The sequence below is a fragment of the Streptomyces sp. NPDC051662 genome, from assembly GCF_040681655.1.
In the GTDB taxonomy this organism is placed as follows: domain Bacteria; phylum Actinomycetota; class Actinomycetes; order Streptomycetales; family Streptomycetaceae; genus Streptomyces.
The window spans coordinates 534,892-558,985 of record NZ_JBFAZD010000002.1 but is presented as its reverse complement, the minus strand read 5'-3'; the positions used below and the strand labels follow the sequence as shown (position 1 = coordinate 558,985).

The following is a 24,094-nucleotide window of genomic DNA, read 5'->3' as shown; positions in this document are numbered from 1 at the left end:
TCAGGCGGCCTGTGGCCGGCGGCGCTGTCGGCGCGGGCGTGGCCGGTCGTCGTCGACATGGCGGGGCAGCCGGTACGGCGGCGAGCCGTACCAGGCGTACGAGAGCGCCATGCCGAACGCCAGACAGAGCATGCCGCCCACCGCGTCCAGCCAGAAGTGGTTCGCGGTGGCGACGATCACCAGCAGCGTGAGCGTGGGATAGAGCAGACCGAGGATCTTCGCCCAGGGCGCCGAGGCGACCGCGAAGATGATCAGCCCGCACCAGAGCGACCAGCCGATATGCATCGACGGCATCGCGGCGTACTGGTTCGACATGTGCTTGAGGTCACCGGAGGCCATCGAGCCCCAGGTCTCGTGGTGCAGAACCGTGTCGATGAACCGCCCCCCGTTCATCAGCCGCGGCGGCGCCAGTGGATACAGGTAGTAACCGAGCAGTGCGACAGCCGTGGTGGCGAAGAGCACCAGCCGGGCGGCGGCGTAGCGGCCCGGATGGCGGCGGAAGAGCCAGACGAGCACCCCGATCGTGACGATGAAGTGCAGCGTCGCGTAGTAGTAGTTCATGCCGACGATCAGCCACGTCACCGAATTCATCGCGTGGTTGATGGTCTGCTCGACCGCGATGCCCAGGGTCTTCTCGGTCTCCCAGATCCAGTCCGCGTTCCGCAGGGCCTTGGCCTTCTGCTCCGGGACCGCGTTGCGGATGAGGGAGTACGTCCAGTAACTCACCGCGATCAGCAGGATTTCGAACCAGATGCGCGGACGGCGGGGTGCCCTGCGGCGCTGGAGCCACGTACGGTGCCCGGCGGCCTCGCCGCTCGCGTTCGCCTCGGTGCCCGCGCCCGCCGCCGCCGTGGTCGCGCCCGCGAGCGCCGCCTCCTCAGGGATGGGTGACGGGGTCACCGTACGGCCGTTCAGGCCTTCCTGTGTCTTCACGGTCGATTCACCCATAGCGAGAGAGTCTGCCAGATTCCCGTTCCCGACCGATCATCCCCCGGACGGGTTCGGGCCGCATTCGCTACACCCTACGGACGACTTCGTGACCCTGATATTCCCGGGGGTCCCGGGGCCGGCCCCGAGGCGGTTGAACCGCGTACCACCAGCTCTGGCATGAAGACGAACTCGCTGTGCGGGGCGGGCGTACCGCCGATCTCCTCCAGAAGCGTACGGACCGCGGCCTGGCCCATGGAGGGCACCGGCTTGCGGATCGTCGTCAGCGGCGGATCCGTGAAGGCTATGAGGGGCGAGTCGTCGAAGCCGACGACCGACAGGTCCCGCGGTACGTCCAGACCGAGCCGGCGGGCCGCCCTGATCGCGCCGAGCGCCATCATGTCGCTCGCGCACACCACCGCCGTACAGCCGCGTTCGATCAGCGCGGAGGCGGCGGCCTGGCCGCCCTCCAGAGTGAACAGCGACTGCTGGATCAGCTCGTCCGCCTCCTCGGAGGAGAGCCCGAGCAACTCCTGGACCGTGGCGCGGAAACCCTCGATCTTGCGGAGGACGGGCACGAAGCGCCGGGGGCCGACGGCGAGACCGATCCGCTGATGGCCGAGCGAGACGAGATGGGTGACCGCGAGCCGCATGGCCGCCCGGTCATCGGGCGAGATGAAGGGTGCCTGCACTTTCGGCGAGAAACCGTCCACCAGTACGAACGGCACCCCCTGGGTGCGCAGCTTCTCGTAGCGCCGCATATCGGCGGAGGTGTCGGCGTGCAGCCCGGAGACGAAGATGATCCCGGAGACATCGCGCTCGACGAGCATCTCCGTCAGCTCGTCCTCGGTGGAGCCACCGGGGGTCTGGGTCGCCAGCACCGGCGTATAGCCCTGCCGGGTCAGCGCCTGGCCGATGACCTGCGCCAGGGCCGGGAAGATCGGGTTCTCCAGCTCGGGGGTGATCAGCCCGACCAGCCCCGCGCTGCGCCGGCGCAGCCGTACGGGCCGTTCGTAACCCAGCACGTCGAGCGCGGCGAGTACGGACTCGCGGGTGGTCGCGGCAACCCCGGGTTTGCCGTTCAGTACGCGGCTGACCGTCGCTTCGCTGACCCCCGCCTGAGTTGCGATATCGGCAAGCCGTGCGGTCATGTCAGTGGACTGTACCGGGCGTATGTCGGATTGCCCACCGTGCCAGGGGCCGGGCCCGGGCGGCAAGCCCTTGCAAGATCTTGCGAAGCCTTCCCGCCGTGCTTCCGCGGGAGGCCCGCGATGACTCCGAGACCGGCGCTGACCTGCGCCGTCCGCCCCCGCCTGCTCCTGCCTGTTCCCGTCTGTTCCTGTCAGGGGAGTGGCCGGGCAATCGACAGGACACATGCCGGTAACGATCCCTCGTCCTTGCAGAAATATTCCGCAAGGTCTTTCGGCCATCTTGCAAGGCTGTTACGTTCACGTCCGACCCGGCGCCGCGACGGAGCGGTACGGCAGTTGAAGGAGTTCGGATGCGACGTGGCATAACGGCCACCGCCCTGGCCGCGACCCTGGCCCTCGCGGCGACCGCCTGCGGCGGTGACGGCGATTCAGACAGCGGCAAGAGCTCGGGCGGCGAGCTCTCGGGCACGGTCACCTGGTGGGACACCTCGACCGTGGGCAGCGAGGACAAGGTCTTCAAGCAGCTCGCCGAGGGCTTCGAGAAGAAGCATCCGAAGGTCGACGTGAAATATGTCAACGTGCCCTTCGGCGACGCCCAGAACAAGTTCAAGAACGCCGCGCAGTCCGGCTCCGGGGCGCCCGACGTGATCCGCTCCGAGGTCGCCTGGACCCCCGAGTTCGCCGATCTCGGCTATCTCGCCCCGCTGGACGGCACCTCGGCGCTCAAGGACGAGAAGGACTTCCTCGCGCAGGCCGCCGCCTCCACGAAGTACGGCGACAAGACCTATGCCGTGCCGCAGGTCATCGACTCCATGGGCATCTTCTACAACAAGAAGATCTTCAAGGACGCGGGCGTCGAAGTCCCCAAGACCGTCGACGAGTTGAAGACCGTATCGAAGAAGATCAAGGACAAGACCGGCAAGACCGGTCTCTATCTGCGCGGCGACGACGCCTACTGGTTCCTGTCCTTCCTCTACGGCGAGGGCGGCAACCTGGTGGACGCGACGAACAAGACCGTCACCGTCGACAACCCGGCCGGCGTCAAGGCCATGACCGTCGTCAAGGACCTGGTCGACTCCGGCGCCGCCAAGACCGACGCCACCGACGGCTGGGAGAACATGCAGTCGGCCTTCAAGGACGGCGATGTCGCGATGATCATCAACGGTCCGTGGGCCGTCGCCGACACCTACGGCGGCGCGCAGTTCAAGGACAAGGCCAACCTGGGCATCGCCCCCGTACCGGCCGGCTCCGTCGGACAGGGCTCCCCGCAGGGCGGCCACAACCTCGCCGTCTACGCGGGCTCCAAGAACCTGGACGCCTCCTACGCGTTCACCGAGTACATGACCTCCGCCGAGAGCCAGGCCAAGGTCGCCGAGGAGCTGAGCCTGCTCCCCACCCGTACGTCCGTCTACGCGCGGCCCGGTGTCGCGGACAACGAGATCGTCGGCTTCTTCAAGCCCGTCGTGGACAAGGCCGTCGAGCGCCCCTGGATCCCGGAGACCGGCAGCCTCTTCGCGCCGCTGGTGACCGAGTACACCAAGGTCCTCACCGGCCAGTCCGACCCGGCCAAGGGCGCCAAGGACACCGGCGACGCCTACCGCAAGCTGCTCAAGGGCTGGAAGTAACAGGTAACGGGAAGGAAGGCGGGCCGGCTGATGGCTGTCCACACCGGCCAGTCGGTGGCGTCGGCCGCGGGCGATGACCTCGCCCGCGGCCGTGGCCGCGGCACTGGCACTGGCACTGGCAAAGCACCCGGCGGACTCCGGGTGTCGACAAGACTCCGGCGCGGTCTGTCGACCCACTGGTACGCCTGGGCCATGGTCGCCCCGGTGGTGGCCGTGATCGGCGTGATCATTGGATATCCGCTGGTCCGGGGTGTCTATCTGTCGCTCACCGACGCCAACGAGCGCAATGTCGAGCGCAGCATCGGCGTCAACCACCTGCCCGCCACCTACGAGTTCGTCGGCCTCGACAACTACGCCGACGCGCTGACGGGCGATCAGTTCCTCGGCACCCTCGGCTGGACCCTGGTGTGGACGGTCTCCTGCGTCAGCGTCACCTTCGCGCTCGGTCTCGGCCTGGCCAATATCCTCAACCGCCGGATCGCCGGCCGCTCCTTCTACCGGATGCTGCTGATCCTGCCCTGGGCCGTCCCCGGCTTCGTCTCCGTCTTCGCCTGGCGCTTCCTCTACAACGAGGACCGCGGCTTCCTCAACAAGCTGCTCGCGGGCGGCGGTATCGACGCCGTGCCCTGGCTGAACGACCCGACCTGGGCGAAGTTCTCGGTCATCGCCGTGAACATCTGGCTCGGCGTGCCCTTCATGATGGTCGCCCTCCTCGGCGGGCTCCAGTCCATCCCGGGGGAGATGTACGAGGCGGCCGAGATGGACGGCGCCAACGCCTGGCAGCGGTTCCGGCACATCACGATGCCGGGGCTGCGCTCGGTCAGTACGACCGTGATCCTGCTCTCCACCATCTGGACCTTCAACATGTTCCCGGTGATCTTCCTGCTGACCCGCGGGGGACCCGGCGAGGCCACCCAGATCCTGGTCACCCAGGCGTACAAGTTCTCCTTCGAGATCAGCCCCCGCGACTTCGCGCAGTCCTCCACCTGGGGCGTGCTCATCCTCGTCCTCCTGATGCTCTTCGCCGCCGTCTACCGGCGCGTCCTCCGTAAGCAGGGAGATACGTGGTGACCACCGCCGCCCCCGCCCCTGAACAGACCGTCAACGTCCCGCGCCGCGGTCGCCGTTCGCCGCTCGCCTCGGTCGCGCTGCACACGACCCTGATCGTCGCGTCCGTGATCGCCGTCTTCCCGGTGCTGTGGGTCTTCCTGACCTCGCTCAAGCCCGCGAGCTACGCCACGACCACGGACTTCTTCAAAGAGACGACGTTCGAGAACTACACCAACCTGCTGCGGGACACCCCGTTCCTCACCTGGTTCGGCAACTCGCTGCTCATCGCCGGACTCACCACCCTGCTCGGGGTGTTCGTGGCCGCCACCACCGGCTACGCGGTCAGCCGCTTCCGCTTCCCCGGCAAACGCGGGCTGATGTGGACGCTGCTGGTCACCCAGATGTTCCCGGTCGCCGTTCTGATCGTGCCGATCTACAACATCATGGCGGGCCTCGGGCTGCTCAATCAGTCGGCCGGTCTGGTGATCACGTATCTCACCATCGCCGTACCGTTCTGCGCCTGGATGATGAAGGGCTTCTTCGACACCATCCCCCGGGAGATCGACGAGTCCGGCATGGTGGACGGACTGACCCCGTTCGGCACCTTCTACCGGCTGATCCTGCCGCTCGCCAAGCCCGGGCTCGCGGTGACCGCGTTCTACTCGTTCATCACCGCCTGGGGCGAAGTGGCCTACGCCTCGGCCTTCATGGTCGGCGACGAGAACCTCACGCTCGCGGGCGGTCTCCAGAAGTTCGTCAACCAGTACGGCGCCCAGTGGGGCCCCATGACCGCCGCGTCCGTCCTCATCGCCATCCCCGCCGCGCTGGTCTTCCTCTTCGCGCAGCGCCATCTCGTCACCGGCATGTCAGCCGGTGCCGTCAAGGGCTGAGCGGCCTTGCCCTTACCACCGAGTCCGCACGACGACGGCGGCGCGCAGGACCTGACCGGCCGCGCGCCGCTCCCCACCCCCAGACACCACAGGGACGACATGACCCAGCACCTCGCTGCCCCTCTGACCGGCACGTCCGACGACGCCCCGGGCCACCGCCACGGCTGGTGGCGGGACGCGGTGATCTACCAGGTCTATCCACGCAGCTTCGCCGACGGCAACGGCGACGGAATGGGCGATCTCGACGGGGTACGCCGCCGTCTGCCGTACCTCAGGGACCTGGGCGTCGACGCCGTCTGGCTCAGCCCCTTCTACGCCTCCCCACAGGCCGACGCGGGCTACGACGTCGCCGACTACCGGGCCATCGACCCGATGTTCGGCACCCTGCTGGACGCCGACGCGCTGATCCGGGACGCCCATGAGCTGAATCTGCGCGTCATCGTCGACCTCGTCCCCAACCACTCCTCCGACGCGCACGAGTGGTTCAAGCGCGCCCTGCGCGAGGGCCCCGGCTCCGCGCTGCGCGAGCGCTACCACTTCCGTCCCGGCAAGGGCGCCAACGGCGAACTCCCGCCCAACGACTGGGAGTCCATCTTCGGCGGCCCCGCCTGGACCAGGACCACCGACCCGGACGGCACCCCCGGCGACTGGTATCTGCATCTCTTCGCCCCCGAACAGCCCGACTTCAACTGGGACCACCCGGCCGTCGCCGACGAGTTCCGCTCCATCCTGCGCTTTTGGCTGGACATGGGCGTCGACGGGTTCCGCGTCGATGTGGCCCACGGTCTGGTCAAGGCCGAGGGGCTGCCCGACATCGGTGACGCCGGCCGGCTCAAGCTGCTCGGCAGCGCCGACGGCGGCACGCCGTTCTTCGACCAGGACGGTGTGCACGAGATCTACCGGCAGTGGCGCAGGATCCTCGACGAGTACCCCGGCGAGCGGATCGCCGTCGCCGAGGCGTGGACCCCGACCGTCGAGCGCACCGCGAACTACGTACGCCCCGACGAACTGCACCAGGCGTTCAACTTCCAGTATCTGAGCACCTCATGGGTGGGTGCCGAGCTGCGCGAGGTCATCGATGTCTCGCTCGCCGCGATGCGCCCCGTCGGCGCCCCCGCCACCTGGGTGCTCTCCAACCACGACGTCACCCGGCACGCCACCCGCTTCGCGAGCCCGCCCGGCGGCGCCACCCAGACCCGCGAGGCCGGCGACCGTACCCTCGGACTGCGCCGGGCGCGCGCGGCGACCCTGCTGATGCTGGCCCTGCCCGGCTCCGCCTATGTCTACCAGGGCGAGGAACTCGGACTGCCCGATGTCACCGACCTGCCGGACGAGGCCAGACAGGACCCGTCGTACTTCCGCGCGGACGGCCAGGACGGCTTCCGCGACGGCTGCCGCGTGCCCATCCCCTGGACGCGCGAGGGCAGTTCGTACGGCTTCGGCGGCGGGGGCAGCTGGCTGCCGCAGCCGGAGGGCTGGGGCGCGCTCAGCGTCGAGGCGCAGACCGGCGACCCCTCCTCCACCCTGGAGCTGTACCGGGCGGCGCTGGCCGTACGCAAGGAGCACCCCGGTCTGGGCGCGGGCGACTCGGTGGGGTGGCTGGACGCGCCCGAAGGGGTGCTGGCCTTCGCCAGGCCCGGCTTCGTCTGCACGGTCAACACGACGGACACGGCGGTACGGATCCCCGCGTACGGCCGGGTGCTGGTGGCCAGCGGCCCGGTGTCCGTGGACGGCGCCGAGGCCGAACTGCCCGCCGACACCACGGTGTGGTGGACGGTGTGACCGACCTCCTGCCGCCGGGCGCCGACGGACAGCGGCTCACCGCCGGTACGCCGAGGCTCGCTGACATAGCGGGCCGGGCGTCGGTGAGTGAGGCGACCGTCAGCCGGGTCCTGAACGGCAGGCCGGGTGTCGCGGACACGACGCGTCAGCGGGTGCTCGCGGCGCTCGACACCCTCGGGCACGAGCGGGATGAGCGGCACGGGCGGCACGGGCGACCCGAGCGGGACGGGCGTCCGGAGCGCTCCCGGCAGGGGGAGCGCTCCGCGCGCGCCCCGAAGCCGCGCGGCGCGGGGCTGATCGGGCTGGTGACCCCCGAACTCACCAACCCGGTCTTCCCCGCCTTCGCCCAGGCCGTCGAACAGGTCCTGGCCGGGCACGGCCACACCCCGGTGCTCTGCACCCAGCTGCCCGGCGGCGCCACCGAGGACGAGCTGGTCGAACAGCTCGTGGAGCGGGGCGTCGGCGGCATCGTCTTCCTCTCCGGGCTGCACGCCGACACCTCGGCCGACCCGGCGCGGTACGCCGCGCTCGCCGCGCGCGGTGTACCGCACGTACTGATCAACGGCTACAACGAGCGGGTCAACGCGCCCTTCGTCTCGGCGGACGACCACGCGGCCGTACGGATGGCCGTCGGCCATCTCGCCGAGCTGGGACACCGCAGGATCGGGCTCGCGACCGGACCGCAGCGCTATGTACCGTCCCGGCGCAAGCGCGAGGGCTTCCTCGACGCGTCCGTCGGGCTGCTGGGGCTTGCCTGGAGCGAGGCCGAGGAGCTGGTGTGCTCCACGCTGTTCGGCGTCGAGGGCGGTCAGGTCGCGGCGGACGCGCTGCTCGGGCTCGGCTGCACCGGCATCGTCTGCGCCAGCGATCTGATGGCGCTCGGTGTGGTGCGGGCGGCGAGGGGGCGCGGGCTCGGAGTGCCGTACGACATCTCGGTCGTGGGGTACGACGACTCGCGGCTGATCGCCTTCACCGACCCTCCGCTGACCACGGTCAGACAGCCGGTGCGGGCGATGGCCGCGGCGGCCGTCGCCGCGCTGCTGGAGGAGATGGCGGGCAGCCCCATACAGCGCACCGAGTATGTCTTCCAGCCCGAGCTGGTGGTACGCGGCTCCACCGCGGGAGCGCGCGTACCCCGGCGCCACTGACCGACCCTTTCCGCACCACCGCTCGTCACCAGAGGCGCACCACCCGCACCACGGAGAGCCGCACCACCGCTCGTGCACAGAGCCGCACCACTCGCACCGCAGAGAGCCGCACCACCCGTACCAAAGAGAGCCGCACCACCGTCACCCGCACCTCCCCCCACCAGTGTTGTTGGAGGAACCGAATGGCTCGCAGAACTCTCGCCGCCGCGCTCGCCCTCGTGGCGGGCGCCACGGTCGCGCTCACGGTCCCCGCCGGGACCGCCCAGGCGGCGCCGCCCGGCGGCAAGGACGTCACCGCCGTACTGTTCGAGTGGCGCTTCGACTCCATAGCCAAGGCGTGCACGGACACCCTCGGCCCGGCCGGCTACGGCTATGTACAGGTCTCCCCGCCCCAGGAGCACATCCAGGGCGGCCAGTGGTGGACCTCGTACCAGCCCGTCAGCTACAAGATCGCCGGGCGGCTCGGTGACCGCGCCGCCTTCTCGAACATGGTCAACACCTGCCACGCGGCGGGCGTCAAGGTCGTCGCCGACTCCGTCATCAACCACATGGCGGCGGGTGACGGCACCGGCACCGGCGGATCCTCGTACACCAAGTACAACTACCCCGGTATCTACTCGGGCTTCGACATGGACGACTGCCGGTCGCAGATCAGCAACTACGGCGACCGCGGCAACGTACAGAACTGCGAACTGGTCGGGCTCGCCGATCTGGACACCGGCGAGGAGTACGTACGCGGCCGGATCGCGGCGTATCTGAACGATCTGCTGTCGCTCGGCGTCGACGGCTTCCGGATCGACGCCGCCAAGCACATGCCGGCCGGTGATCTCGCCAACATCAAGAGCAGGCTGAGCAATCCGGGCGTCTACTGGAAGCAGGAGGTCATCTACGGCGCGGGTGAGGCCGTCTCGCCGACCGAGTACCTCGGCAACGGCGACGTCCAGGAGTTCCGGTACGCCCGCGACCTCAAGCGGGTCTTCAACAACGAGAACCTCGCCTATCTGAAGAACTACGGCGAGGGCTGGGGCTATATGGAGTCGGGCAGGTCCGCCGTCTTCGTCGACAACCACGACACCGAGCGCGGCGGCGACACCCTCAGCTACAAGGACGGCGCGAACTACACGCTCGCCAATGTCTTCATGCTGGCCTGGCCCTACGGTTCGCCCGATGTGCACTCCGGCTACGAGTGGAGCGACAAGGACGCCGGTCCGCCCAACGGCGGCACGGTCAACGCCTGCTACAGCAACGGGTGGAAGTGCCAGCACGCCTGGCGCGAGATCTCGTCGATGGTCGCCTTCCGCAACACCACGCGCGGCCAGGCCGTCACCAACTGGTGGGACAACGGCGGCGACCAGATCGCCTTCGGCCGGGGCTCCGCGGGCTATGTGGCCATCAACCACGAGGGTTCCTCGCTCACCCGTACCTTCCAGACCTCGCTGCCGGGTGGTACGTACTGCGATGTGCAGAACGGCAGGACGGTGACGGTGAACGGCTCGGGACAGTTCACGGCGACACTCGGCTCGAACACCGCGGTCGCGCTGCACACCGGTGCCCGCACCTGCTGACCGCCGGTCCGCGCTGAGCCGCTGACACAGCGGTCGGCGCACAGGAAACGGCCGTCCGGCGACCGCCTCCCCGCCCCTCCGTCGCCGGACGGCCCCTTTCCCGTACCCCCGTGCCCCCGTACGTCCGTACCCGTAGGCCGTACCCCCGTACATCCGTACGTCCGTACCCCCGACCTCTCCCCGATCCCCTGATCCCGCACATCCGAGGAGATCCCGCGTGAAACGCCCGCCCCTGCGAAGAACGGCCACCGCCGTCCTCGCCGCCGCCCTGTGCGCGGCGCTGGTGCCCGCCCTGCCCGCCGCCGCGTCGATGGCCGAGCGGCCCGCCGCGTCCTCGCCGCCCGCCCCGCCGACGGACGCCCGGCTCGCCGCCGAGCCCGCGCGCCACGATCTGACCCGTGAGCAGTTCTACTTCGTCCTGCCCGACCGGTTCGCCAACGGCGACAGGACCAACGACCGCGGCGGGCTGACCGGTTCGCGGACCTCCACCGGATACGACCCCACCGACAAGGGCTTCTACCAGGGCGGCGACCTCAAGGGCCTGACCGACCGGCTCGACTACATCAAGGGGCTCGGCACCACCGCGATCTGGCTCGCGCCGATCTTCAAGAACAAGCCGGTGCAGGGCGAGGGCAAGGACGCCTCCGCCGGCTACCACGGCTACTGGATCACGGACTTCACTCAGGTCGACCCGCACTTCGGCACCAACGCCGAGCTGACGAAGCTGATCGACAAGGCCCATGACAAGGGCATGAAGGTCTTCTTCGACGTCATCACCAACCACACCGCCGACACCGTCGACTACGCGGAGAAGGAGTACGGCTACCGGCCCAAGGGCGCCTATCCGTATCTCGACAAGGACGGCCGCCCCTTCGACGACCGCGGTGACAGCGCGGGCAAGGGCTTCGCGAGGGCCGACACGGACTCCTTCCCGTACACCCCCGTCGTGCGTACGGGCGAGAAGAAGGTCCCGGCCTGGCTCAACGACCCGATGATGTACCACAACCGGGGCGACTCGACCTTCGCGGGCGAGAGCGGTGAGTACGGCGACTTCTCCGGGCTCGACGATCTGTGGACCGAGCGTCCCGAGGTCGTCTCCGGGATGGAGAGGATCTACGAGAAGTGGGTCCGCGACTTCGACATCGACGGCTTCCGTATCGACACCGTCAAACACGTCGATCTGGACTTCTGGACGCAGTGGGCCACGGCGCTCGACGCGTACGCGGCGAAGCGCGGCCGGGACGACTTCTTCATGTTCGGCGAGATCTACTCGTCGGACACCGCCGTCACCTCGCCGTATGTGACCCGGGGGCGGCTGGACGCCACACTCGACTTCCCCTTCCAGGACGCGGCGCGGGCCTACGCCTCGCAGGGCGCGTCGGCCGAGCGGCTGGCGAAGGTCTTCGCCGACGACTATCGCTACACCACCGACAAGGCCAACGCCTATGAACAGGTGACCTTCCTCGGCAACCACGACATGGGCAGGATCGGCACCTTCCTCGCCCAGGACAACCCCGGGGCCTCCGACGCCGAGCTGATGGGGCGCGCCCGGCTCGCCAACGAGCTGATGTTCCTGTCCCGGGGCAACCCGGTGATCTACTACGGCGACGAGCAGGGCTTCACAGGCGCGGGCGGCGACAAGGACGCCCGCCAGACGCTCTTCGCCTCGAAGACCGCCGACTATCTGGACGACGACCAGCTGGGCACGGACCGTACCCACGCCTCGGACGCCTACGACCCGGCGCACCCGCTGTACCGGTCGATCGCCGCGCTCTCGAAGCTCACCAAGGCCCACCCCGCGCTACGGGACGGAGTCCAGACGGAGCGGTACGCGAAGGATTCCGTCTACGCCTTCTCCCGCACCGACGCCAAGGCACGCACCGAGTACGTCGTCGCCGTGAACAACGCGGCCGGCGCCACGACCGTGGAGATCCCGGTCGGCTCGGCCGCGGGCACCGACTTCCGCGCGCTGTACGGCGGTTCGGGCACCGGCACCGGCACCGGCACCGGCACCGGCACCGGTACGGTACGCGCCGGAGGCGGCGGCACCGTCAAGGTGACCGTACCCGCGCTCTCCTCGCTCGTGCTGAGGGCCGCGAAGCCGCTGCCCGCTCCCGCCGCCAAGCCCGCGATCACCCTCACGGCCCCGGCGCCCGGCGCCACCGGCACCGTCGAACTGACCGCGGAGGTCACCGGCGGGCAGCTCAACCGGGTCGTCTTCGCCGGCCGGACCGGCGACGGAAAGTGGCGGACCCTCGGCACCGCCGACCACGCCCCGTACCGAGTCACCGACCACATCGACACCGCCGCCGGAACACCCCTGAGCTACAAGGCCGTTGTCGTCGACAGCGCGGGCCGTACCGCGAGCGCGACCGCCGCCTCGACGGCCGGACAGACGCCCGCGCCCGAGAAGCCGAGCGCCGTCGAGCGCGACTACGCGGTCGTCCACTACCAGCGGCCCGACGGCGACTACGAGGGCTGGCGGCTCACCTCCGGCGCCACGACCGCCGCGTTCACCGGCCGGGACGCCTATGGCGCCTTCGCCTGGATCAAGGTCCCCGAGGGCGCGTCGAGCATCCCGTACACCGTGGAGAAGCCCGGCGCCCCGGACGAAGGCCCGCGGCGGACCGTCGATCTCGCGCGTACCGGCGAGGTCTGGATCACCCAGGGCGGGGACGGCCAGTCCGAGCGGGCGCCGGACGGCGCCTACCCGCCGCAGGACACCACGAAGGCGACCGTCCACTACCGCCGCGCGGACGGCGACTACGCCGGCTGGGGGCTGCACACCTGGACGGGCGCGGCCTCGCCCACCGACTGGTCGAAGCCGCTCCAGCCCGTACGGGAGGACGCGTACGGCGTGACCTTCGAGGTCCCGCTCGCCGCCGGTGCCACCTCGCTCAGCTACATCCTGCACAAGGGCGACGAGAAGGACCTCCCCACCGACCAGTCCCTGGACCTCGCGACCTACGGCACCGAGGTGTGGCTGCTCGCCGGGCAGCCGAAGTACCTGCTGCCGCAGTCCGGTTCGGCACCGAGCCTCGACCTCTCCAAGTCCGAGGCCCAGTGGATCGACACCGACACCGTCGTCTGGCGGGTGAAGGCGACCGCCGCGACCAGCCAGCAGCTGGTGTACGCCCGCGACGGCGGTATCACCGTCGAGGACGGCGCGCTCTCCGACGAGGGGCGGTGGCTGCGGCTCTCGCCCGCCACGCTCACCGACGCGCAGAAGGCCGCGTACCCGCATCTCAAGGACTATCCGGCCTTCACCGTGGACGCACGCGACCGGGACAGGGTCCGCGAATCGCTCTCCGGACAGCTGATCGCCACCCAGCGGGCCGCCAATGGCGCGCTGCTCGCGGCCACCGGCGTACAGACGCAGGGCATCCTCGACGACCTCTACAGCGCACGGGCGGTCAAGGCGTCGCTCGGCCCGGTCTTCACCCACGGCCGTCCCGTCCTCTCCCTCTGGGCACCGACCGCGCAGCGCGTCGCGCTCGAACTCGACGGCCGTACGGTCCCGATGAAGCGCGACGCGGCCTCCGGCGTCTGGTCCGTGACCGGCGAACGGAGCTGGGCGGGCAGACCGTACCGGTACGCCGTGACGGTCTGGGCGCCGAGCGTCCAGAAGGTCGTCACCAACAAGGTGACCGATCCCTACTCGACCGCGCTCACCACGGACTCGGCCCGCAGCCTCGTGGTGGATCTGGCCGATCCGAAGCTGGCGCCCCAGGGCTGGTCCACGCTCAAGAAGCCCGCCGCGGTGCCGCCGCGCGACGCGCAGATCCAGGAGCTGCACATCCGTGACTTCTCGGTCGCGGACCGCACCTCGGACCACCCGGGCCGGTATCTGGCCTTCACCGACCGCGGGTCGGACGGGATGAAGCGGCTGGCACGGCTGGCGGACTCCGGCACGTCCTACGTCCATCTCCTCCCGGCCTTCGACATCGGCACCATCCCGGAGCGCGCCTCCGACCAGGCCACCCCCGCGTGTGACCTGAAGGTGTACGCGCCGGACTCGGCCGAACAGCAGGCGTGTGTGGCGCGGACCGCCGCGAAGGACGCCTACAACTGGGGCTACGACCCGCTGCACTACACCGTGCCGGAGGGCTCCTACGCCTCCGACCCGGAGGGGACCCGGCGTACGGTCGAGTTCCGGCGGATGGTGCAGTCGCTGAACGGCACCGGACTGCGCACGGTCATGGACGTCGTCTACAACCACACCGTCGCGAGCGGACAGGCCGACAAATCCGTCCTCGACAGGATCGTGCCCGGCTACTACCAGCGGCTGCTGGCGGACGGCTCCGTCGCCACCTCCACCTGCTGCGCCAACACGGCGCCCGAGAACGCCATGATGGGCAAGCTCGTCGTGGACTCGGTCGTCACCTGGGCCCGGGAGTACAAGGTCGACGGCTTCCGCTTCGATCTGATGGGCCACCACCCGAAGGCCAATATCCTCGCCGTACGGAAGGCGCTGGACGCGCTGACCGTCGCGAAGGACGGGGTCGACGGCAAGAAGATCATCCTCTACGGCGAGGGATGGAACTTCGGCGAGATCGCCGACGACGCCCGCTTCGTCCAGGCCACCCAGAAGAACATGGCGGGGACCGGGGTCGCGACCTTCTCCGACCGGGCCCGGGACGCGGTGCGCGGCGGCGGCCCCTTCGACGAGGACCCGGGGGTCCAGGGCTTCGCCTCCGGTCTCTACACCGACCCCAACTCCTCCGCCGCCAATGGCACGCCGGCCGAGCAGAAGGCCCGGCTGCTGCACTACCAGGACCTGATCAAGGTGGGGCTGACCGGGAGCCTCGCGGACTACACGTTCACCGACACCTCCGGCCGTACGGTCCGCGGCGCCGAGGTCGACTACAACGGCGCGCCGGCCGGTTACGCGGCTGCCCCCGGTGACGCGCTGGCCTACGCCGACGCCCACGACAACGAATCCCTCTACGACACGCTCGCCTTCAAGCTGCCGCCGTCGGTCCCGGCCGCCGACCGGGCGAGGGCGCAGGTCCTCGCGATGGCGACCGCCACGCTCTCCCAGGGCCCGTCCCTCTCCCAGGCGGGCACGGACCTGCTGCGCTCCAAGTCCCTGGACCGCAATTCGTACGACAGCGGGGACTGGTTCAACGCGATCCACTGGGACTGCCGCGACGGCAACGGTTTCGGCCGGGGGCTGCCGCCGGCCGCCGACAACGAGGACAAGTGGCCCCATGCCAAGCCGCTGCTGACGGCTCCGGCGCTCACACCCGGCTGCGCGCAGATCGACGGCGCCTCCGCCGCGTACCAGGATCTGCTGCGGATCCGCACCACCGAGCCGGCGTTCGGCCTCGCGTCCACGGACGCGGTCCGGTCCGCGCTGACCTTCCCGCTGTCCGGCCCCGACGAGACGCCGGGTGTCATCACCATGCGGCTCGGTGATCTGGTCGTGGTCTTCAACGCGACCCCGACGGCGCGGGACCAGCGGGTGGCGGAGCTGGCGGGGCGGCCGTACGCGCTGCACCGGATCCAGGCCGGGGGAGCGGACCGTACGGTCAAGGAGTCCCGTTACGACCGGAGTTCGGGGACGTTCACCGTGCCCGCGCGGACGGTGGCGGTCTTCGTGGCACAGGGCGCGTGAGCGGTATGAGCGGCGTCGTGGACGTGTGAACCCGGCCGTACGGGCAACCCGTTAGGTATGACGTCCACCGACGCGCATCCGGAGAAGGCCCGGAGCCGTACGCGGCTGTCCCGGTGGGGCAGCCGCGTACGGGTGCCGCTCGCACTCGTCGTCGTGGCCGCGCTGCTCTTCGCGGGCAGCCGGCTCGATCTGATACCCGGGTTCGGTGATCTCCTCGGCGAGGAGACCCACGACCGCACGGGCCCGACCCTGCTCGAATCCATCCAGGACCTGGACCGGTACGAGGCGGCCTCCGGCAACTTCCAGGTCGTCGTCGATCTGGAGAAGGACGCCAAGTTCCTGCCGGACGCGATCCGCGGCACCCGCACCCTCTATGTGGGCGCGGGCACCGTCTCGTCCTATATCGACTTCAGCGGCATCGGCGAGAAGAACATCCAGGTCAACGAGGAGCGCACGGCCGCCACGATCCGGCTGCCCCACGCCCGGCTCGGGGAGCCCGCGCTCGACCCGGAGCGCTCGTACGCGGTGTCCAAGGAACGGGGGCTGCTCGACCGGCTCGGGGACCTCTTCTCCGACAACCCGGCCGACGAGCAAGCCGTGACCAGGCTCGCCGCCCGCCATATCGGGGACGCGGCCAAGGACAGCGAACTCGCCGTACGCGCCGAGAAGAACACCACGGGCATGCTCCGGGGCCTGCTGGGTTCGCTGGGCTTCACGGAGGTGAAGGTGGTCTACGCCTGAGGGGGACGCCGGGTTACGCCCTGCCCCGCCTGCGGACAGCAGCTGAAGCTCGGTACGCGGCCTTTCAGTGCGGCAGCGCGGTCGCACCTGAGTACCGTTAGCAGCCGCTCACAGCTTCCGGACCATGACGGCATACAACGGGGAATCGTCGGAGGGCCTCGCCTCGCCTTCCTTGCTGTAGTTCCAGCGCTCATAGAGTGCCTGGACCTTGGGGTGCCCGGTGTCCACCAGGAGGGTGATCATGTCGGCCGGCACTGATTCGAGCAGCGCGTCATGTATCCGCTGTGCCCGTCCAGTGCCGCGCCACTTGGGAACAACCATGAGTTCGGACAGAGCGAACGCGGAGCCCTTGAGGCCAGAAGGGCGCCGGTGCCCCTTCCACCATCCACCCGGCTTGAACTTCGAGCCGTAGGCGTAGCCAACCGGGCCACTCTCCTCCCAGCCTGAGACGCACTGCCAGTCTTCTCGTGACGACCAGAGATCAACGAAATAGGAGAAGCGCTCACGCGAGTTGAACGGGTCCGGATCGTCGGCGTATGCCTCGTCGTGGATGTCCAGCAGCAAAGAACGTACATCCCGCGCGTCGGCGTGCGTGTAGCGCTTCAGATCCATTGGCCGGACTCCTCAATCCACTCGGCGACCTCAGGGGCTTTCGAACCCGAGGCCAGGAGTACCTTGCGCGTCGCAGCCAGAGTGTTGGTCGTCCGCCGTGATCCGGACGACGGTGGCAGCAACGTGTACGCCTCCCGACTCGTTGCGCAGGCAAGCTCCAAATCCTCTTGCCTCGCCTGAGCGAGGGCCAAGTGAGCGGTATACAAGGCTCGATCACGGACCCTCCCTTCGGGGATGGCCGCAAGGCTGCGGTGCAGACAGTATTCGGCGCGTCCGTGATCCCCGAGTGCCGTCCATATGAACGAGGACAGAGCGTTGACTTCACTGCTGTCGTAGAAGCTGATCCACTCGGGACGCCGTAGGTGCGCACTGCGGGCGAAAGCCCGCTCAGCATCCGTGAGGGCGCGCAGAGCCTCGGATTGCCGCCGCATGCGCGCCAGTCCGTTGGCGCTGCGCATGTGCCCGAGAGAGGCATACAGCGGGTCTCGCCGTGCGATTGATGAGCGCTTCAAGGCCTCCGCGCCGGCGACGGCTTCAGCGTGGTTCTCCCGCTGACTGGACGTCAGGGTCATGTGGTTCCAGACGTGATACGTCACCTGACTGCTCCGAGACAGGCCGGCGAAGGTCAGGGCCTGGCCGAGATGCGCGCGTGCCCGCTGCGGTGCGCTGGCATCGATCGAGGCGAAGGCGGCCGAGCTGATGACCTCTGCGGCGAGCCTATAGAGCAATTCCTGTACGCGAGTCGAGGTGGTGGATACGGCAAGAGCGGACCGGATTCGAGAAGCCAGCTCCACCGCCAGGTTCTCTACCTTCTGAGTGCCACGTCCCGCATCGTCTCGCCTGAGGATGGCCACATAGTCCTGATGGAAGCGCCGGACATCGCTGATGCCCAGTCGTCCATGGCCGTTGGCACCCGAGGCCCCAACGGCCAGGACTGAACCGCTCGCCGCGGAGAGGAACGTACGACGGTGCACAGGATCTTCCTCCGATGGTGCAGGGCTCTTCTTGCGCGGCACGAACCCTAGATCCTCGGCACGGGCGGAGAGAACCCGTTCCAGACACAGCCTGATCCGATCCTGCGGCCACTTTGTCTCGCCGCGTAGCCATCGGCGCACATCCGAGTCAGTGACGTTGCCAGGCTTTCCCGTCAGAAATTCGATCTCAAGATTGATCTGACGGGCTAACTCGGCTTGCCCGAAACCAAGTTCCGCGATCCGGAGTGCAAGCTGCCGGTTCCCCTGGGACATGTCCCCACGGTAGCTCTGAGCGACCTGGGGGACACGGGGGAAGGTAAAAATCACCGGGGTTGAGCGCCGACGCCCCAGCCTGTTTCCCCTGTCCCGGATACCTCGTTCGCCGTTGACTAAGCATCGCCAGACAGCACGGGCTACGGAGGGAACAGACAGCATGGCGAGACAGAGCATCCCCACTTCTCAACCATGTGCGGTCGACCTGACGACGATCTCGCACACGGTGAAGCAGGCGCTCGAAATCCGTCCGTACGACTGTCGCTGTCTACCGGCTCCGTCACATGGATCGCGACAGGAAGAGGCGAGCCGTGGAGAGCAACCGGTGAGCCCGCGCGCGGAGCAGACCGCCTACGTGATGACCGCTGGCGCTCTCGGCTGCGCCCTCGTGCCGGCGGTGTGGCTCGGATGGTGAGCCACCAGGACGGGGTTCGCACAACTCGCACGCCCACCAACATGTTCGCCATCGATCTGCACCCCCAGTCGGTGCAGTTGGGGGACCACATCCTCCTCGAAGGCGTGTACTACCCGATCAAAGACATGAGGGACGTCGGCTTCGGCGAGAAGCTGCTGATCCTCGACAGCCGTCCTCCCTGGCGCATGACCGGCCCGCTCCGTATGTACCGGCCGAAGGAGCGCGAGACGGTTGGGCTGGAGGAGGTCCCCAAATGAGCAAGAAGGGTCATGACAGTGACAACGAGCATCGAAGCCACGTCGGTCGAGAAGTCCGCTACTCGGCTCTTATGGCTGGACCTGACACGGAAGTGCCAGCTCAACTGCCTTCACTGCTACAACGCGTCAGGGCCTGACGGCACCCACGGGACCATGGCTCGCGAGGACTGGATCAGCGTCCTCGACCAAGCCGCCGCCTGTGGAGTGCGCGGCATTCAGTTCATCGGCGGCGAGCCGACCATGCATCCGAACTTCACGGACCTGGTGGACCACGCTCTGACCATCGGACTGAACGTCGAGGTCTACAGCAACCTGGTACACGTCTCAAACGACTGCTGGGACATCTTCCAGCGCAACGGGCTCAGTCTCGCCACGTCCTACTACTCGGCCCGCGCCGAGGAGCATGAGGCGATGACCGGCCGCCGAAGCCACGAACGGACCCGGACCAACATCGAACGGGCCGTTGGCCTGGGCATTCCCCTGCGGGTCGGGATCATCAACAGCGCAGAAGGGCAGCCTGTCACCGAGACACGGCGAGACCTTGAAGCCCTGGGTGTCCGCCGGATCAGCGTTGACGGCGTCCGCCCCTTCGGACGGGGCGCACAGGGGCAGGCTCCGGACATGGCGAACCTCTGTGGCCGATGTGGCGTCGGCAGGGCGGTCGTCACTCCCACCGGCGACGTCTCTCCGTGCGTCTTCTCCGACTGGATGAGCATCGGGAACGTCATGAGCACTCCTCTGGCCACCATCCTCAGCGGCGGCGCCATGAAACGGGCCAACACCGCCATCCGGGCTGAAGTGGGGGGTGACGATGACGATGACGACAATGACGATGAATGCAGCCCCGGCTTCCCGGGCAGTGAGTGCACACCAAGGAACTGAAGGGCTCATGAATCGCAACGATCCCGGGGCGGGGTTCTGGAGCCTGCTCCACCCGCACACAGGAGCTCTGACCGACTTCCGGCCCACCGCGCGTGGGTTCAGCTCGGATGTCACAGCTCTGGTCGAGTGCGAGAAGGGCCGGTTCTTCGTCAAGGCCGTACGCAACCGGCCCGGAGGCCGCCGAGACTCGATCATCCGGGAAAGGCTGATCAACCCGGCCGTTTGTCCCATCTCCCCGGCTGTGCGATGGCACGCGGAAGATGACACGTGGCACGCGCTCGGCTTCGATTGGGTCGACGGACGGGGCTCCGACTTCGCTCCGGACTCACCGGACCTCCCCGCGATCGTTGACATTCTCAACCGGATCGGGGAACTGGATCTACCCGAGACAGCCCGCGACTGGCCGGAGACCCGCTGGAACCGCTTCGCCGCGGATGAGGTCGACGCCTCTCATTTCCAGGGCGAAGCGCTGCTCCACACCGATATCAACCCGAGCAACCTGCTCATCGGAGATCGGGGCACATGGGCGGTCGACTGGTCGTGGCCCACTCGTGGAGCGGCGTTCATCGACCCCGCCTGCCTGGTCGTGCAATTGATCTCGGCGGGACACGATGCCGAGGGCGCTGAGTCCTGGGCGTCCGGATGTGCGGCCTGGACGGACGCGGACCCGAAAGCGATCGATGCCTTCGCCGCTGCCACGTTGCGTATGCGTCGTGCCTTCGCTGAGCGCAGGCCCGATGCGTCGTGGCTCGGGGCCATGGTCGAGGCGGCCCAGTCATGGGCGACTCACCGCGGTGTGGCTGTTCGAACAGCCCCCTGACGTACGCGAGAAGCCCCCGGCTATCCGGTCTCGTGGTCTACGCCCGAGGGTTACGCCGGGTTACGCCTGAACCCGCTGTGCGGGCAGTCCCGTACTCAGCATCGTGAGCCGGCCGAGCAGATCGCCGAACGCGCCGTCGGCCGGCTCGTCGGCGACGATTCCCAGCAGGATCGTCGCCATCTCCTCGTCGTACGCGGCGCTCACGGCGGCCAGCGCGGCGAAGTCGTGCACCAGTTGCAACTCCAGCTCGGCGCGCGGGACGCGCCGCCCGTCCAGCCAGATCAGCGCCTTCGTCTCGGCCAGCGACACCCAGGACCGTACGACCAGCTCCAGCCGCGCGGGCGGGTCCCCGACCCCGAGATGGGCCAGGATCTGTTCGTACGCGGCCTGCCGCACCTCGTCGATCATCGCGGTGGCCGTCGAGGAACCCACGGCGGGGCCGCCGCGCATCAGTGCGAAGAAACCGGCGCCGTGCTCGTCGACGAAGTCGAAGTAGCGACCCATGACCCGGAGCAGCCGCGCCCCGAGGGGGCCTTCGCGCGGCTCCAGGAAGCGGGTCGCCAGATCGTCGGCGGCGCGCCGCACAGCGGCCTCGTACAGGCTCTGCTTGCCGGGGAAGTAGTGGTAGACGAGCGGACGGGAGATCCCGGCGGCGGCGGCGATCTCGTCGATCGAGACATCCTCCGGAGACCGGCGGCTGAACAGCTCCAGCGCCACGCCGATCAGCTGCCGCTTCCGCTCTTCCACGCCCATCCTGCGGCGCACCCCGGTAGTCATACGAACAGCCTAACGGGCGGCCCTCGGCGGGTGTCCGTTACGCTCCCGGACCATGAGCGCATCTGACCAGGACGAGGCCATGGACACGTCAGTACCTGAGCCCCACGAGGGCGGACTGACGCCTCGTCAGGCGCGAATGGCGCGGATCGCGTTGGCGTCGGTGCTGCTGGTCGGTCTCGCCGCGCTGCTGGCGGTCCGGCTCGCCGAACGGACCTCGGTCCTGGTGGTCGGGGTGTACGGGCTCGCGATGATCCTGTGCGGTGTGGTGATCGAACTGAGCCGCCACGGCCGTACGCGGCTGGGCACATGGCTGCTGGGCGTGGGTCTGGTGGCGGCGCTGGGAGCGGACTGGCTGCTGCTGCCCTGAGGTTGGGGCGCGGGAACGGGGTGCGACGGGCCCGACGTCGTGGGGCCGGCCGTCAGCGCAGCGACTCCACCCGCGTCCCGTCCGGAGTCCTGCCGTACAGCTCGGCCCGCGCGCCCTCCTCCGCCCGTACCGCCAGCAGGTTCCCCCGCGCGCTGCCCCGTACGCCGCCCGACACCTCGACCGACTCCAGTCGGCCGCTCCCCGCGGCCAGCACATACCAGTCCCCGCCCCGCGACTTCCACAGCACGCCCGCCAGCAGCTGTGACTCCCGTGCCCCGCAGGCCGGTGAGTTCTCCGCCCGCGCGGCGACGGCCCCGGGCGCCGCGTTCTCCGACGGCGCCTGGAACTGCGCCAGCACCCGGCTCCCCGGACCCCGCCAGGTCTCGGCGCGGGTGCAGAACCAGGTCGCGGTGCCGTTGGACTCGGGCAGCGGCTGCCGCGCGTACGCCCAGGAGTTCACGGACCGTACGCCGTGGGAGCGCATCGCGGGCAGCAGACAGGCGGTCCTGGCCCAGGCGGCGCGGTCGGCCGGGGCCGATACATCGCCGGGGGCCGACGGCGGCCCCGAGGTCAGCCGGGCGGGCGTCAGTTCGCCGAGGTCGGTGAGCAGCCGGTTCGTGGTGCCCCCTGCCTTCTCCGTGCTGCCCCCGGCCGCCTCCGCGGCGTCCGCGGCGGTGGCGTCCCCGTCCGAGGCGCCACCGCCGGGGCTCGCGCTGCCATCGCGTACCGAAAGCGCGTTCCAGGAGCGGCAGTCGCTGGCCATCGCCGGGCTCGCCAGCGGATCGGTCACCCCGTCCGCGTCGCGCCGCAGAGGCCGCGCGGGCCCCGACGGGTCGAGCAGATCGCGTACCGATGTATCGCGCACCCATGGCGCCGTCAGATAGCGCACATCGCCGTCCGTCCGGCCGACGACCAGCGCCCCCGCCTCCGCGGCGTCCGCGCTGTCGACCCGCGCGAAGTCCAGGGCGGCCAGGCCCTCCCCGCCGGCCGCGGGCTCCGCGTAACGCACCACCCGCAGGCCGTCGTGGAAGAGCACCACCCGCGCCGCGTCCACCTTGCCCGCGTACAGCAGTTGCGGCGACCCCATCGGCGGGCCCGAGGGGGTGGCGGGCGTGGCCGATACCTGTACGGAGTCGCCGGGCACGGCCCACGCCGTCAGCGCCCGGCGCAGCAGCGCGCGGTCCTTGGCCAGCGGCCCGCGCGCGGGCCAGACGGAGAAGTCCGTACGGGCGGAGGTGTGCCACGCGGCGGGCGCGATCCGCCGCACCCTGGCGGGGTCGAGGGCCGCCGCGAGGGCGGCGCCCCGGCCGTACGCGGGATCCGCGTCGTCCGGGCCCCGGCCATGGGGCAGGCCGAGGAGCGTCCCGCACACCAGCAGGGCCGCCCCGGCGGCGAGCGCGGCCCTGCCGTACTGGCGGCGGCGCATCAGATCGGTGGGCCTGGCCTGGAGCGAGCAGGGATCGAACTCCGGTGAGCGCAACAGCTCGACGGGGTCCGCCGTCCCGATCCGCTGCTCGGCGGCCTCGGTCGCGTCGGTGAGCGCGCTCTCCGTGTCCTCGGCCCCGGCCGCGTGGAGCAGCCGGCGTACCTCCTCGTCGGTCAGCAGCTCCAGACCGCGCAGCACGAACGCCGCGCGAGCCGGTCCCGAGAGAGCGGAGAGCCGCTGGTCCAGGGCGAGTTCATCGGCGCCGCCCGAACGCGGGAACAGCCGCAGCCCCCAGACGCGCGGCAGCAGCGGAGGCAGTTGGGCGCGCGCGGGCCGGGCGAGCCCGCGCGACGGCCGCCCGGCGTCGAGCGCCTGGCGCAGTACGCGTTCGCGTACGTACGCGTACCCCGGGTTCCGCCCCGGGCCGGTCGGGGTCCGGTCGGCGGCCCTTTCGGCCCCCTCGGCTCCTTGGGCGCGGTTCTGCGCGGGGATCGTGGACCGGTCGGCCGGCACCGCCGTACGCCCGCGCGGCAGTGAACGCTGTACGAGCGCGTGCGCGGTCAGCACGCGCCGGTTGCGGCCGAGCGACGGCGGCAGCACGAGATACGCGAGGCGTACGAGACGGGTGTAGTGCTCGACGAGAGCCGCCTCGGCCTGCTCGACGCCGAGGGTGCCGAGCGCGCCGAGGGTGCCGAGGGCACCGACGGGAGCCGCGTCGGACACGGACGTATCCGCGGGAGCGGCTGCGGATGTGGCGGTCGAGGCGGCGTCGGCGCTGTGTGGGGGCACGTTGAG

The 24,094-nt window shown here is 69.6% G+C and carries 17 protein-coding genes and 1 pseudogene; 12 read left to right on the top strand and 6 right to left on the bottom strand.

Annotated elements, in window-relative coordinates; genetic code table 11:
* Both AB0M67_RS05240 and AB0M67_RS05235 read right to left on the bottom strand, forming a co-directional pair.
* Entirely contained in the window at nucleotides 1-948 is a 948-nt protein-coding gene (locus AB0M67_RS05240; protein ID WP_365742757.1) for a phosphatase PAP2 family protein, read from the bottom strand.
* A 74-nt stretch (nucleotides 949-1,022) separates the two neighbouring features.
* Nucleotides 1,023-2,078 (bottom strand): LacI family DNA-binding transcriptional regulator, encoded by a 1,056-nt coding sequence (locus tag AB0M67_RS05235; RefSeq protein WP_365742755.1) that lies wholly within the window; start codon nucleotides 2,076-2,078, stop codon nucleotides 1,023-1,025.
* 350 nt (nucleotides 2,079-2,428) lie between these two features.
* Here AB0M67_RS05235 and AB0M67_RS05230 point away from each other — a divergent pair, with 350 nt between their 5' ends.
* The 8 genes and pseudogenes from AB0M67_RS05230 (at nucleotide 2,429) to AB0M67_RS05195 (ending at nucleotide 16,496) form a co-directional block, all read left to right on the top strand.
* Nucleotides 2,429-3,703 (top strand): extracellular solute-binding protein, encoded by a 1,275-nt coding sequence (locus tag AB0M67_RS05230; RefSeq protein WP_365742753.1) that lies wholly within the window; start codon nucleotides 2,429-2,431, stop codon nucleotides 3,701-3,703.
* Between the two features lie 30 nt (nucleotides 3,704-3,733).
* Nucleotides 3,734-4,774 carry a sugar ABC transporter permease gene (locus AB0M67_RS05225; RefSeq protein WP_365742751.1) on the top strand — a complete coding sequence of 347 codons (1,041 nt, stop codon included), beginning with the start codon at nucleotides 3,734-3,736 and terminating at the stop codon, nucleotides 4,772-4,774.
* Nucleotides 4,771-5,643 carry a carbohydrate ABC transporter permease gene (locus AB0M67_RS05220; RefSeq protein WP_365742749.1) on the top strand — a complete coding sequence of 291 codons (873 nt, stop codon included), beginning with the start codon at nucleotides 4,771-4,773 and terminating at the stop codon, nucleotides 5,641-5,643. Before AB0M67_RS05225 ends, AB0M67_RS05220 begins: the two co-directional genes overlap by 4 nt.
* 99 nt (nucleotides 5,644-5,742) lie before the next feature.
* On the top strand, nucleotides 5,743-7,425 hold the full coding sequence (locus tag AB0M67_RS05215; RefSeq protein WP_365742747.1) for a glycoside hydrolase family 13 protein: 1,683 nt from the start codon (nucleotides 5,743-5,745) through the stop codon (nucleotides 7,423-7,425).
* Complete coding sequence (locus AB0M67_RS05210; protein ID WP_365742745.1) at nucleotides 7,422-8,573, top strand: LacI family DNA-binding transcriptional regulator; 1,152 nt, start codon at nucleotides 7,422-7,424, stop codon at nucleotides 8,571-8,573. Before AB0M67_RS05215 ends, AB0M67_RS05210 begins: the two co-directional genes overlap by 4 nt.
* A gap of 182 nt (nucleotides 8,574-8,755) precedes the next feature.
* Nucleotides 8,756-10,135, top strand: a pseudogene (locus AB0M67_RS05205) (alpha-amylase family protein); the annotation flags it as partial.
* Between the two features lie 313 nt (nucleotides 10,136-10,448).
* The gene (gene pulA, locus AB0M67_RS05200) at nucleotides 10,449-15,755 is read left to right on the top strand and encodes a pullulanase-type alpha-1,6-glucosidase (RefSeq protein WP_365742883.1); all 5,307 of its coding nucleotides are present in this window, start codon (nucleotides 10,449-10,451) and stop codon (nucleotides 15,753-15,755) included.
* 57 nt (nucleotides 15,756-15,812) lie between these two features.
* A complete protein-coding gene (locus tag AB0M67_RS05195; RefSeq protein ID WP_365742743.1) occupies nucleotides 15,813-16,496 on the top strand; it encodes a DUF4230 domain-containing protein in 684 nt (227 codons plus the stop codon).
* Nucleotides 16,497-16,604: 108 nt separating this feature from the next.
* Here AB0M67_RS05195 and AB0M67_RS05190 read toward each other — a convergent pair whose 3' ends face one another.
* Nucleotides 16,605-17,108 (bottom strand): GNAT family N-acetyltransferase, encoded by a 504-nt coding sequence (locus AB0M67_RS05190; protein WP_365742741.1) that lies wholly within the window; start codon nucleotides 17,106-17,108, stop codon nucleotides 16,605-16,607.
* Nucleotides 17,099-18,355, bottom strand: a complete 1,257-nt coding sequence (locus AB0M67_RS05185) for an XRE family transcriptional regulator (protein WP_365742739.1) — start codon at nucleotides 18,353-18,355, stop codon at nucleotides 17,099-17,101. The genes AB0M67_RS05190 and AB0M67_RS05185 overlap by 10 nt, the downstream gene beginning before the upstream one ends.
* A 456-nt stretch (nucleotides 18,356-18,811) precedes the next feature.
* Between AB0M67_RS05185 and AB0M67_RS05180 the strand changes: the two genes are divergently transcribed.
* Genes AB0M67_RS05180 through AB0M67_RS05170 form a run of 3 tightly spaced genes read left to right on the top strand, consistent with a single transcriptional unit; the run spans nucleotide 18,812 to nucleotide 20,729 of the window.
* Entirely contained in the window at nucleotides 18,812-19,027 is a 216-nt protein-coding gene (locus AB0M67_RS05180; protein ID WP_365742737.1) for a hypothetical protein, read from the top strand.
* 12 nt (nucleotides 19,028-19,039) lie between these two features.
* Nucleotides 19,040-19,909: a radical SAM/SPASM domain-containing protein gene (locus AB0M67_RS05175; protein WP_365742735.1), complete on the top strand. Its 870-nt coding sequence runs from the start codon at nucleotides 19,040-19,042 to the stop codon at nucleotides 19,907-19,909.
* A complete protein-coding gene (locus AB0M67_RS05170; protein ID WP_365742733.1) occupies nucleotides 19,839-20,729 on the top strand; it encodes a phosphotransferase in 891 nt (296 codons plus the stop codon). Before AB0M67_RS05175 ends, AB0M67_RS05170 begins: the two co-directional genes overlap by 71 nt.
* A gap of 60 nt (nucleotides 20,730-20,789) precedes the next feature.
* On the opposite strand, the gene AB0M67_RS05165 is transcribed toward AB0M67_RS05170, so the two are convergent.
* On the bottom strand, nucleotides 20,790-21,506 hold the full coding sequence (locus AB0M67_RS05165; protein ID WP_365742731.1) for a TetR/AcrR family transcriptional regulator: 717 nt from the start codon (nucleotides 21,504-21,506) through the stop codon (nucleotides 20,790-20,792).
* A gap of 52 nt (nucleotides 21,507-21,558) precedes the next feature.
* Here AB0M67_RS05165 and AB0M67_RS05160 point away from each other — a divergent pair, with 52 nt between their 5' ends.
* Nucleotides 21,559-21,873, top strand: a complete 315-nt coding sequence (locus tag AB0M67_RS05160) for a hypothetical protein (protein WP_365742727.1) — start codon at nucleotides 21,559-21,561, stop codon at nucleotides 21,871-21,873.
* A gap of 52 nt (nucleotides 21,874-21,925) precedes the next feature.
* Here the strand turns inward: AB0M67_RS05160 and AB0M67_RS05155 are convergent, their stop codons facing one another.
* Complete coding sequence (locus tag AB0M67_RS05155) at nucleotides 21,926-24,022, bottom strand: hypothetical protein (RefSeq protein ID WP_365742725.1); 2,097 nt, start codon at nucleotides 24,020-24,022, stop codon at nucleotides 21,926-21,928.
* Nucleotides 24,023-24,094 lie beyond the last annotated feature (72 nt).